Origin of the sequence: Herbaspirillum chlorophenolicum (genome assembly GCF_001189955.1) — a bacterium.
GTDB classification, from domain to species: Bacteria; Pseudomonadota; Gammaproteobacteria; order Burkholderiales; family Burkholderiaceae_D; genus Herbaspirillum; species Herbaspirillum chlorophenolicum.
In genome coordinates, this window is the sequence record NZ_LFLT01000017.1 from 96,824 (window position 1) to 108,054 (window position 11,231).

General features: G+C 59.6%; 10 protein-coding genes. 9 read left to right on the forward strand and 1 reads right to left on the reverse strand.

Translation table 11 applies throughout. The features are described 5' to 3' along the window. Positions 1–54 precede the first annotated feature (54 nt). The 5 genes from AKL28_RS12500 (at position 55) to AKL28_RS12520 (ending at position 5,681) form a co-directional block, all read left to right on the forward strand. Positions 55–1,023: an ABC transporter permease gene (locus tag AKL28_RS12500; RefSeq protein WP_050468467.1), complete on the forward strand. Its 969-nt coding sequence runs from the start codon at positions 55–57 to the stop codon at positions 1,021–1,023. 46 nt (positions 1,024–1,069) lie between these two features. After that, on the forward strand, positions 1,070–2,011 hold the full coding sequence (locus tag AKL28_RS12505; RefSeq protein ID WP_414735699.1) for an ABC transporter permease: 942 nt from the start codon (positions 1,070–1,072) through the stop codon (positions 2,009–2,011). Between the two features lie 22 nt (positions 2,012–2,033). Next, positions 2,034–2,996 carry an ABC transporter ATP-binding protein gene (locus tag AKL28_RS12510; RefSeq protein ID WP_050468468.1) on the forward strand — a complete coding sequence of 321 codons (963 nt, stop codon included), beginning with the start codon at positions 2,034–2,036 and terminating at the stop codon, positions 2,994–2,996. Continuing rightward, positions 2,993–3,979: an ABC transporter ATP-binding protein gene (locus AKL28_RS12515; RefSeq protein WP_050468469.1), complete on the forward strand. Its 987-nt coding sequence runs from the start codon at positions 2,993–2,995 to the stop codon at positions 3,977–3,979. Before AKL28_RS12510 ends, AKL28_RS12515 begins: the two co-directional genes overlap by 4 nt. 91 nt (positions 3,980–4,070) lie before the next feature. Beyond that, the gene (locus tag AKL28_RS12520) at positions 4,071–5,681 is read left to right on the forward strand and encodes a methyl-accepting chemotaxis protein (protein WP_156226312.1); all 1,611 of its coding nucleotides are present in this window, start codon (positions 4,071–4,073) and stop codon (positions 5,679–5,681) included. Between the two features lie 291 nt (positions 5,682–5,972). On the opposite strand, the gene AKL28_RS12525 is transcribed toward AKL28_RS12520, so the two are convergent. Further along, positions 5,973–7,184, reverse strand: coding sequence for a porin (locus AKL28_RS12525; RefSeq protein ID WP_050468471.1), 1,212 nt, complete (start codon positions 7,182–7,184; stop codon positions 5,973–5,975). A gap of 556 nt (positions 7,185–7,740) precedes the next feature. Here AKL28_RS12525 and AKL28_RS12530 point away from each other — a divergent pair. The 4 genes from AKL28_RS12530 to AKL28_RS12545 all read left to right on the forward strand — a co-directional run bounded on the left by AKL28_RS12530 (position 7,741) and on the right by AKL28_RS12545 (position 10,851). Next, positions 7,741–7,998: a hypothetical protein gene (locus tag AKL28_RS12530; RefSeq protein WP_156226313.1), complete on the forward strand. Its 258-nt coding sequence runs from the start codon at positions 7,741–7,743 to the stop codon at positions 7,996–7,998. A gap of 49 nt (positions 7,999–8,047) precedes the next feature. Further along, a complete protein-coding gene (locus tag AKL28_RS12535; protein ID WP_050468473.1) occupies positions 8,048–8,926 on the forward strand; it encodes a serine hydrolase in 879 nt (292 codons plus the stop codon). Positions 8,927–9,151: 225 nt separating this feature from the next. Further along, the gene (locus AKL28_RS12540; protein WP_050468474.1) at positions 9,152–10,042 is read left to right on the forward strand and encodes a LysR family transcriptional regulator; all 891 of its coding nucleotides are present in this window, start codon (positions 9,152–9,154) and stop codon (positions 10,040–10,042) included. A 137-nt stretch (positions 10,043–10,179) separates the two neighbouring features. Next, a complete protein-coding gene (locus AKL28_RS12545; RefSeq protein WP_050468475.1) occupies positions 10,180–10,851 on the forward strand; it encodes an epoxyqueuosine reductase QueH in 672 nt (223 codons plus the stop codon). The last annotated feature ends 380 nt before the right edge of the window (positions 10,852–11,231 follow it).

Consider the following 11,231-nt stretch of genomic DNA (forward strand, 5'->3'; position numbering starts at 1 on the left):
CCGATACCATGCCAGATACTTTACGCAAAGCCAGTGTTCCCACGGGAGGCCGCCATGCTTGAGATGCTTGTCAGGCGCGCCCTGCAAAGCCTGTTGGTGGTGTTCATCATGTCGATCCTGGCTTTTGTCGGGATCAATCTGGTTGGCAATCCCATCTATCTCCTGGTGGCGCCGGACGCCTCCGCCGAGGAAATCGCCCGGGCTTCCGCGGCGCTCGGCCTGGATCTGCCCATGCCGCTCCAGTATTGGCGCTTCCTGGTCAATGCCTTGCACGGCGACCTGGGCAATTCCTTCGTCTTCAACCAGAGCGCCATTGGCCTGATCTTCGAACGCATGCCGGCGACCTTCGAACTGGCGCTGCTGGCCTTGCTGTTGTCTGCCCTGATCGGGATTCCGCTGGGCTTGTGGTCGGGACTGCGTCCCGGCAGCCGGCTGCACAAGTTCGCCATGGGCTTTTCCATCTTCGGCGTGACCGTACCGGTGTTCTGGATGGGCTTGCTGCTGATCCTGGTGTTTTCCGTCAATCTCGGCTGGTTGCCGTCCGGTGGACGCGGGCCGACTTCTTCACTGCTCGGCATCCAAGTCAGCTTCCTGAGCTGGGGCGGCATCAAGTACATGATCCTGCCGGCCGCCACGCTGGCCTTGCACAATATCGCCCTGGTCATGCGCATGACCGAAGCGGGCACCCGCGAGGTGGCGGAGCAGGAATACGTGAAGTTCGCCCGCGCCAAGGGCGTGGGGCCGTGGCGCCTGATGTTCCGCCATATCGGCCCCAACGTGATGATTCCCATCATTACCGTCATGGGCATCGAGTTCGGCCATCTGATTGCCTTCTCCCTGATCACCGAAACCATCTTCGCTTGGCCGGGTATGGGCAAGCTCATCATCGATTCGGTGCTGCAACTTGATCGCCCAGTGGTGGTGGCCTACCTGATGGTGGTGCTATTGCTGTACGTGCTGATCAACTTCGTGGTCGATGCGCTGTACCTGGTGCTCGATCCCCGCCTGCGCTCGCGCGGTTGATGCCGACGCTTGCCTTATCCCGATTTCACCGTCTCTGGAACTGGTCATGATGAATGAAGCACAAGCGGAAGCGGCCGAGCCCTCCGTCGAAAAAACTGCGCCATCGGTTGCGCTCGAGAGCATGGGCCTGATGCTGCTGCGGCGTTTCTTGCGCAACCGGGCGGGTACCGCGGCACTTGTACTGCTGCTGATACTGGTCGTGACGGCGCTGGCCGCGCCGTGGATCTCGCCGCAGAATCCCTACGACCTGGCGCAGGTGTCGGTGATGGAGGCCGAACGCGCCCCGGGCGCCCAGAGCGATACCGGCGCCATCACTTTCGTGCTGGGCACGGACGGCGCCGGCCGCGACATGTTCAGCGCCATCCTGTACGGCCTGCGCATCAGCTTGGGCATCGGCGTGATCAGTGCGCTGGCGGCGCTGGCCGTGGGCACCACGGTCGGCCTGGTTGCCGCGTATTTCGGCGGCAAGGTGGATGCCTTCCTGATGCGCGTGGTCGATGTGCAGCTGAGCATTCCCACCATCCTGGTGGCGTTGGTGCTGCTAGCGGTTCTGGGACAGGGTGTGGACAAGACATTGATGGCCCTGATACTGGTGCAGTGGGCGATCTTCGCGCGCACCGTGCGCGGCGCAGCCATCGTGGAGCGCCGCAAGGATTACATCGAAGCGGCCATGGGCCAGGGCTTGTCGCCGCGCCGGATCATGTTTCGCCATGTCCTTCCCAACTGCATGGCGCCGTTGATCGTGACGGCTACTAACCAGATGGCCAATGCCATCTCGCTGGAAGCCACCATCAGCTTCCTGGGGATCGGCCTGCCGCAGACCCAGCCCTCGCTGGGTTTGCTGATCTCCAACGGCTTCGACTACATCCTGTCCAACGAGTACTGGATCAGCATGTTTCCCGGCATCGCGCTGGTGATTCTGGTGGTGTCGATCAGCGTGGTCGGCGACCAGTTGCGTGTGGTGCTCAATCCCAAAAACGATATCTGACCAGGCTGCATAGGAAAACACCATGGCATTGCTGGAAGTAAAAGATCTGGTCACCGAATTCCATACCGGCGCCGGCGTGGCGCGGGCCCTGGACAAGGTTTCGTTCACGCTGGAGCGCGGGCAGGTGCTGGGGATCGTCGGCGAGTCCGGTTCGGGCAAGTCGGTGACTGCCTTCTCCCTGATCAACCTGCTGGAAAAACCGGGGCGAGTGGCCTCCGGCCAGATCCTGTTCGACGGCGAAGACCTATGCGCGGCCTCGCCCAAGCGCTGGCAGCAGTTGCGCGGCGACCGCATCGCCATGGTCTTCCAGGACCCGATGATGTCGCTCAACCCGGTGCTGCGCATCGGCGACCAGTTGGGCGAGACCGTGCATATCCACAAGAAGGTGGGCCGCGCCGAGCGTGAACGTCTGGTGGAAGAGGCACTGCGGCGGGTGGGTATTCCTTCGCCGAGGGAGCGCATGCGCGCCTATCCACATGAGATGTCGGGCGGTATGCGCCAGCGGGTGTCGATTGCCAATGCCCTTATCAACAATCCCGACCTGATCATCGCCGACGAGCCGACCACCGCGCTGGACGTGACCATCCAGGCCCAGATCCTGTTCGAGATGAAGCAGCTGGCGCGCGACAGCGGCACCGCGTTGATTTGGATCACGCACGATATCAGCGTGGTCAAAGACCTGGCCGACGAGCTGTGCGTGATGTACGCCGGACGCGTCATCGAGCGGGGACCGGTCGCTGACGTCATCGGCAATCCGCTGCATCCCTATACGCGCGGCCTGATCGATTCGCTGCCGCAGGCCGAGAATCACGGTAAGCGTCTGTATTCGATTCCCGGTGGCGCGCCGCCGCTGCTGTCGCTGCCGCCAGGCTGCAGTTTCGCGCCGCGCTGCCAGCGCGCCACCGCAACTTGTCGCCAGGTACCGCCCGTGGTCCAGCATGGCGCCCGAGAACACCGCTGTTTTCATCCATTGAATCAATCATGAATACATTGTTAGAAGCCACCGGCCTGAGCAAGAGTTTCGGCGAAAAACCTTCCGGATTCCAGCGGCTGGGCGCGGCACTGGGCTTGTCCAAGGCCGAGGAAGTGCGGGTGCACGCGGTCAACGATGTATCGCTGAGCGTGGCGCGCGGCGAAGTGCTTGGCCTTGTGGGGGAATCGGGTTGCGGTAAATCGACCGTGGGCCGCCTGATTGCCGGCCTGCTGCAGCCCACCGCCGGCGCGCTCAAGTTCGACGGCGTGCCACTGGGCGAGGATCGCATCCGCACCCATCTGAATATTCAAATGGTGTTCCAGAATCCCTATGCGTCGCTGAATCCGCGCCAGCGCATTGATCAGGTGATCAGCGAGGCGGCAGTCCAGCATGGATTGATTTCCAGGAGGGATGCGCCAGGTTTCGTCGCCGGCCTGCTGGGACAGGTCGGACTGGACGCCAGCTATGCGCAGCGCTATCCGCACCAGTTCTCCGGCGGCCAGCGTCAGCGTATTGCAATCGCGCGTGCACTGGCCCTCAATCCCAAGTTCGTGGTATGCGACGAAGCGGTGTCGGCGTTGGACGTGTCGGTCCAGGCGCAGATCCTCAATCTGTTCATGGATTTGCGCCAATCCAAGGAGCTGACCTACCTCTTCATCAGCCATAACCTGGCCGTGGTCGAGTACATCGCCGATCGCGTCGCGATCATGTATCTGGGCCGCATCATCGAGCTGGCCGATACCAGATCGGTCTTCGTCTCACCCAACCATCCCTATACGCAGGCGCTGATCGCTGATGCGCCCAGGCTGGATCGCAAGACGACCACGCACAGGCCGATCTCCGGTGAATTGCCCAGCCCCTTGCGTCCGCCCGGCGGCTGCGCCTTCCATCCGCGCTGCCCGCACGCCATGCCGCGCTGTAGCCAGGAGCGCCCTCTGCTTAAGTGCATCGCGCCTGGCCACTGGTCGGCCTGTCATCTGAACGACATGCAATAACACGATCAAATCCCCTCGTCGCGTTCAAGGGCCGGCATCGCGGCGCGGTACTGTGACGTCGTCCGGCAGTCTTGAACAGGGAGAGGCGGCTGTGAAATTGCTTAGATTGTCCATCGGGGCAAGGCTTATCGTGGGCTTCGGATTCGTATTGGCAATGCTGGTGGCGGTGGTGGCGACGGTGAATCTGCTCAATGCCAGGAACAAGGACCAGTTGATCCGGGAGCTCAACAGTTCCTATACCAAAAGCGAACTGGTCGGACGCATGAAGGATGCCTTGCTGGAAGGCGGCATCGCCATGCGCAACATCGGCCTGCAGTCGGATGTGGGCGACATGCAGCGCGAGGCCGATCGCGCGGAAGCGACCAGCAAGCAATATCTGGCGGCCCTGAGCCGGCTCAAGCAATCCGGACTGGATCAGGAAGAAAGCCGCATCATTGCCGCTGTCTCGCGTCTGCAGGGAGAAATCGGCGATGCGCTCAAGGAAGCTACCACCAGCGCCTTGTCCTTCAATATGGAGGCGGCGGTCCAGCTCATCTCAGGTAAGGTCGATCCGCTGCATAGGCGGGCCATCGTGGAGATGGAGAGGCTGGCATCGATAGAACAGAAGGCCGTGCGCGATGTGCTGACGGCGTCGGTCGAGCGCGATCGCCACCTGATCTGGATGATCGACCTGATTGCGCTGTTCGCCGTCGTTGCCGGCGCCGCATTTGCAGCCACCATTCGTGCTGGCATCGTCAGGCCTCTCAACACCGCCGTCGCGGTTGCCACTTGCGTTGCCCAGGGGGACCTGACCTCCATTGTTGAAGGCGAAGGCCGGGACGAAATAGGACGCTTGCTGTCCGCCCTGCGCGGCATGAACGAGCGGCTTTCAGCTATCGTCGGCGATGTGCGGACTGGCACCTACGCCATCAATGCTGCGGCCGGAGACATTGCGCAGGGTAACGCCCGGCTGTCGGGCCGTACCGATGCCCAGGCCCGCTCTTTGCGCCAGGTGGCGCAATCAGTGGAGCAACTGAATGAGGCCGTCCGCCTCAACGCCGATAACGTAGAAGAGGCCGGCCGCATCGCGGATTCTGCCTCGGCCGCCGCTGCCAGGGGCGGGGCGGCGATGGAGCGCATGGTGTCGACCATGGAAGAGATCCGCGCTTCGTCGGGAGCCATCCATGAAATCATCGGCGTGATCGACAGTATTGCCTTCCAGACCAATATCCTCGCGCTGAATGCGGCGGTCGAAGCAGCCAGGGCGGGCGAGCAGGGGCGCGGCTTCGCCGTGGTCGCGGCCGAGGTGCGTAGCTTGGCGCGGCGTTCGGCAGATGCCGCCAAGGAGATATCGACCCTGATCACGCAATCCGTGCACACCGTCAATACGGGAACCGAGATGGCTGGTAATGCAGGCCACCTGATCGGAGGGCTGGTGGAGGAGGTGCGGCGCATCTCGGTAGTGGTCAACGAAATCGCCGACGCCACCAATGCGCAGCGGAGCGGCATCGATGAAATCAATACCCGCGTGCACCAGATGGAAGCGATGACGCGCCAGAACGCCGAGATGGTAGGAGAGGCCGCGACGGCATCGGGCAGCATGAGCGAGCAAGCGGCGCTGCTGGCGACGGCGGTGGCCGTATTCAAGGTGGCTTCCGGTGAACGGCCGGTGTTTTCCCTGCCGGCGTTGCTTTCGCTGGATGAAGCCGGAGAGCGGGAATAATCCTTGCCCAGGCTGGTCCGATTCGTTTCTTCTGTCGGAGCGCCTTGCCATATACGCCGCCTGGAGCGGCATTTTTTATGGATGTCTCCAAATCATGGCGGGCAAGCAGCCGTTCCTCATGCAGTTGTCTTGGATTCGACTCTTGCCTGGAGCGTACCGATCCAAGTAAGGAGCATGTAGGAGCGTCGATTTCTCTCCGGCCATGCCATCAATTGGACGAAAAAAAAGCGGCCCGGTAACGGGCCGCGAAACAGAGAGATGTCAATACAGCTACTACAGGAGATACCTTGCTCAGAACGTGTGGCGGATACCGGCTGCCACGAAGGTCGTGCGGTTGTCGGCACCCGGCGAGCCGGTACCCACTCCAGGGTTGTACATGCCGGATGCGCCCTGGGTGCCAGCGGTCGTATACAGCGTGGTGCGCTTGGACATGTAGTACTGCAGGCCGGCGATGTACATGGTCAGCTTGCCCTTGTTCGGGGAGCCGATAAAGTCATAGCGCGACTGAATGAAGCTGGTGGTCAGGGTGAGGGCGCTCATCAGCTCGATGTCGGCGCCGACGTCGAGAATCTGTGCCTTGCTGTTGTTGGATCCGCCGGCGGTGAAGGCTGCGGTGCCGGTGGTGGCACTGAAGGTAGTGTTGAAATTCGGCGCGGCGCCCGATCCGGTGACCAGCAGCGGTTGCTTGACCTGGGAATAAGTGCCGCGCAGGTTGATCTTGCCGAAGTCATAGTGGGTGCCCAGGATCCAAGTCTTGATGCAGGTCTGGCCGGCTTTGCCGGTATTGGACGCTAGCGTGGTGCTGCAACCGGCGCCGCTGCCGGCGCCCTGGTCGCTGGTCGGATTGGCGGCCGTCCCCAGTTTGGATTGCCAGTAGCCGAAACCGATGCCGAAGGGCCCATTGTCGTAGTTGGCGCCATAGCCGAGCGACTGGCCGGTGGCGATGGAGCCGGCCGCTTCGCCGAAGCCGTAGCTGACATTGGCGCGGAAACCGCTCCACGTCGGCGTACTGTAGTAAATCATGTTGTTGGCGCGGTTGCCGCCGATGCGGTCGAGGTTATTGGCGTGAATCGCCGTAATGAAACCGCTGTACGGCGTGATGCTGGAATAGGCGCCGGCGATTTCATCGGTGAAATCCTTGCGCCGTCCGAGGTGCAACGTGCCGAAACTACTGCCGGACAGGCCGACGATGGAACGGCGGCCGAACAGCGCACCGCTTTGCAGCGCTGCGCCGTTATCGACCGAAAATCCGTTTTCGAGACCGAACTCCGCATTCAGGCCGCCGCCCAGGTCTTCCTTGCCGCGAAAACCGATACGCGATGCTTGCAGGCCACCGGAATTGAGGGCTGCCTGATTACCGGTATCGCGGCCGGTGCCGGTGGCCACCTTGAAGGTATTGACTACCGCCGAGTCGACGATGCCGTAGATGGAAACACTGCTTTGTGCCTGCGCCATCCCCGCGCAGGCGGCCATGACGGAAAACGCCAGTACGCCCTTTTTCATGCTCACTCCCTAATTGAAAGAATCGCCGGCTGTGACGCCAGCTCGAGGTCTGTATTTTTTATTTTGCGTATCGTTATATGAAACATATAACTGATAGGCGAGACAATGATAGTCATCGCAAACTTTTCGTGTCAATGAAAAGTTTCGATAAGTAATTCGACGTTTCGATAGATGATACTTTTGATGAGGTTGTCTACGCTTTGCCACAACGGGGGTATGAAGAGGAAGACCTGTTCGAACAAGCGAATGGCATTGCGTGCGGGGACATGCAGGAGCCGCGCGCAAGCGGTTTTCCGTGAGCCGTTAGTGCGGCGCAGATAGAGATCCTCCGGGGAACGGAAATTATTTTGCGAATTTCATCTGAATGCGGCATTCGTGGTTCTAAAGACCCCGGATGAGTCTCCGGTTCTTCAGCCTTGACAACCAGCAGGGCCTCATTAACAATGTATTGATTGAAAATACAATGTATCGCTTGTCGATACGTTGCTGGCCCGAGATGCACCCGATATCCGGCTGGATTCGCATAGGTGGCAGGAAACGCCGCGGAAGAAAACAGATGAAGACACCGTACATGACCGAGACCGGGATTTTCTTCCATCTCTTCTGCGGGGATGCCGAGCGCGGCTTCCTGATATCGACGGCCGCCTTGCGCCTGCTGGGGCGACGGCTGGGATTCGTTATGGATTATATGAATCTGTATCTGGCGCATGAAGCGCTGATCCATGCGCTGGCGCGCGACATGGCCGAAAGGCAGGCCGATCCGGTTATCTATCTGGAAGCAGAACATTTTCCTGTCACGGCCGTTGGCGCTTGATGACCGTCGGCGGGATCGGAATTTAACGATCAAATCGAAAGGAAGACCGATGGAACCGCTGTGGAAGAAGCTCAACGACATTTGCGATGCGCAGCCTTACGTGACCGGCTGGTACGTCAAGAACCTGCTGGATGGCAGCGAGCATGAAAGGGAAGGCGAGCGGATCTTCCCAACGGCCAGTACGCGCAAGACGTCCATCTTGATGGCCGTGCTCGGCGAGGTGAACGCAGGCCGGCTGCACCTCGATGAACCCATCGTCTATGAAGAGAGGCTGCGCACTGGTGTGGTGTCCGGGACGTTCAAATTCCTGCAGCCTGGCTTCACGATCACGCTCAAAGATGCGCTCGTGCAGATGATGGTAATAAGCGACAACGTGTGCACGGCGATGGTGATGGAACGCATTAGCATCGATACGCTGAATGCCTTTTGCCGCCGCGCCGGATTGAATGGCACCGTGCATCGCACCTCTGTGCCTCGCCCGGATCTGCCGCCCGACCACGATCTGCTGGAAGTGACCACGACTACCCCCAGGGATCAGGGGCGCCTGTATGACCTCATCTTGCGCGGGATCACCGAGCCGGCCGTGGCATTGCTGCTGGGCTGCACGGCGGAGCAATGCCGCTGGGCCGTCGAGGTAATGAGCTGGCAAAAGTTGCGTACCAAGATCGCGCAGCGCTTGCCGGAAGATACTTTCGTGGCGCACAAGGGCGGCACCGGAAAACGAGGCCGGATGGATTGCGGCATCGTGTATCGGCGCGGGCAGCCCTTATTCATCATGGCAGCCTATACGGATGGCGTACCGCGCACAATGCCAGACGGAATGCCGGGTTTTTTCTCGGTATTCAATTGCATCGGAAGCATGTCGCGGGAGTGCTGGGATAGCCTTGGGAGCCGGCAAGATGAGATGTTGCGGAATGTCGCCACGTAGTTGGGCAATTTCGACAACCATGTTTAACATCAGGTTCTCTATGCCGAAACCATTGGGAATCAAAACTATGGGCGTTCACTTCTGGCCGAAAGCAGACTTCTTCTTCCAGCTAGTTTGATAGCCAATCACTCAGTCTTGACTGTATTGGGGGCCCTTTTTACTACAGAATAAATGATGAAGTAAAATGTATTTTTCTCAGAAAAATATGAATTTCACTCATTTATCATGCTTGATCGTATTCATTTATCCATCGTGCAGGAAGTGGAAAAACAAGGCTCGCTGACCGCAGCCGCAGGCGTCCTGCACGTGACGCAGTCGGCTTTAAGCCACAGCATGAAGAAGCTGGAGCAGCAATTGGGCACCGACATCTGGCTGCGCGAAGGCCGCAGCCTGCGCCTGACCCAGGCCGGCCAATATCTGCTGGCGGTGGCCAACCGGGTGCTGCCGCAGCTGAATCTGGCAGAAGAGCGTTTGCGGCAGTTCGCCCAGGGTGAGCGAGGCGCGCTGCGCATCGGGATGGAATGTCACCCTTGTTACCAATGGTTGTTGAAAGTCGTGTCTCCCTATCTGGCCGCGTGGCCGGATGTGGACGTGGACGTAAAACAAAAATTTCAGTTTGGTGGCATCGGCGCGTTGTTTGGCTATGAGATCGACTTGCTGGTCACGCCCGATCCGCTGGACAAGCCGGGCCTTGTATTTGAACCGGTGTTCGACTACGAGCAAGTCCTGGTCGTTGCCGGCAATCATAAGCTGGCCAAGGAGGAATACGTCAAGCCCAAGCAGCTGACCAATGAGGTACTGGTGACCTATCCGGTACCGGTCGACCGCCTGGATATCTACAGCATGTTCCTCGCGCCAGCCGGAATAACGCCCAAACGCCATAAGGCGATCGAGACTACCGACATCATGCTGCAGATGGTCGCTAGCGGCCGTGGCGTGGCTGCGCTGCCACGCTGGCTGGTGCTGGAATACGCGGACAAGATGGATGTGGTGCCAGTCCGGCTGGGCAAGAGCGGCATTGCCAAGCACATCTTTTTGGGTGCTCGCGAGGCGGACGTGGGTATCGACTACCTGCGCGCATTTATCGAACAAGCAAAAAGGCCTGCCGCGGCTTGATTCTTCGTGGCAGCGGGTTCCATGAGTGCAGCTCATAAGAACATGAAAACATATCCATTTTCATGTCTCCCGGTCGAGGACCATAATTTAAGGTTACCTGGTCCGGCGAACGCGGGCGTATTTCATGGAGACTTCTCATGCCATCCACAACCGAACGCAAGCCATTGGCGCTACCCGGCGGGCACCAGAAAGTGCTGCTGCATTCCTGCTGCGCTCCTTGTTCGGGCGAAGTGATGGAAGCCATGCAGGCGTCCGGCATCGACTTTACGATCTTCTTCTACAACCCGAATATTCATCCGCTGAAGGAATACGAACTGCGCAAGCAGGAAAATATCCGGTTTGCAGAGAAATTCGGTATCCCATTTATCGATGCCGACTACGACCGCGACAACTGGTTTGAGCGCGCCAAGGGAATGGAAAACGAACCGGAGCGCGGTATCCGCTGCACCATGTGCTTCGATATGCGTTTCGAGCGCACGGCATTGTATGCGCATGAACACGGCTTCCCCGTCATTACCAGCTCGCTGGGCATCTCGCGGTGGAAGAACATGCAGCAGATCAACGATTGCGGTGTGCGCGCGGCCTCGCACTATCCGGATATGCTGTATTGGGAATACAACTGGCGCAAAGGCGGCGGTTCGGCGCGCATGATCGAGATCAGCAAGCGGGAAAACTTCTACCAGCAAGAATATTGCGGCTGCGTCTACTCGCTGCGCGACACCAATCGGCATCGCATGGAAAGCGGCAGGGAACGTATCCAGCTGGGCGTGAAATTCTACGGCGACGACGACGCCGTAATCGAATCCTGAACTCGCCATCTGCACCCAGCTGAACAAGCCGCACGGCTTGAAGGCACCTTGCTCGGGCAAAACCCTGGTCGCGCTGCGTACCGTTGGCATGCCTCATTTCACTGTTCGCGGCTAGATCGGAAGCGAACGAACCCTCTTATCCCGCAGGCGTTCACCAAGCTCGCTCGATGACTTCGCCATCGGGCTTTCTGCTTGGCTGAGCATTGATGCGGTCAAATCACGGAAGCAAAGAAGGCCCCTGAAACAGATGTTCCTGGATTTGAGAGAGTCGGGATATGGCGGGGGCGTATGGCCGGGCAGCTGCCTTCAGCTGGCAATGCAAGGCGGGGTAAATCTGCGATAAATCAACACGCGCACCGAACTATGAGTATGACTAATGG

What these genes read in the sequence shown, in the direction of transcription:
- AKL28_RS12525 (WP_050468471.1), bottom strand. Translation starts at nt 7,184, where the DNA reads ATGAAAAAGGGCGTACTGGCGTTTTCCGTCATGGCCGCCTGCGCGGGG.
- AKL28_RS12535 (WP_050468473.1), top strand. Translation starts at nt 8,048, where the DNA reads ATGGAACCGCTGTGGAAGAAGCTCAACGACATTTGCGATGCGCAGCCT.
- AKL28_RS12530 (WP_156226313.1), top strand. Translation starts at nt 7,741, where the DNA reads ATGAAGACACCGTACATGACCGAGACCGGGATTTTCTTCCATCTCTTC.
- AKL28_RS12545 (WP_050468475.1), top strand. Translation starts at nt 10,180, where the DNA reads ATGCCATCCACAACCGAACGCAAGCCATTGGCGCTACCCGGCGGGCAC.
- AKL28_RS12500 (WP_050468467.1), top strand. Translation starts at nt 55, where the DNA reads ATGCTTGAGATGCTTGTCAGGCGCGCCCTGCAAAGCCTGTTGGTGGTG.
- AKL28_RS12510 (WP_050468468.1), top strand. Translation starts at nt 2,034, where the DNA reads ATGGCATTGCTGGAAGTAAAAGATCTGGTCACCGAATTCCATACCGGC.
- AKL28_RS12505 (WP_414735699.1), top strand. Translation starts at nt 1,070, where the DNA reads ATGATGAATGAAGCACAAGCGGAAGCGGCCGAGCCCTCCGTCGAAAAA.
- AKL28_RS12515 (WP_050468469.1), top strand. Translation starts at nt 2,993, where the DNA reads ATGAATACATTGTTAGAAGCCACCGGCCTGAGCAAGAGTTTCGGCGAA.
- AKL28_RS12540 (WP_050468474.1), top strand. Translation starts at nt 9,152, where the DNA reads ATGCTTGATCGTATTCATTTATCCATCGTGCAGGAAGTGGAAAAACAA.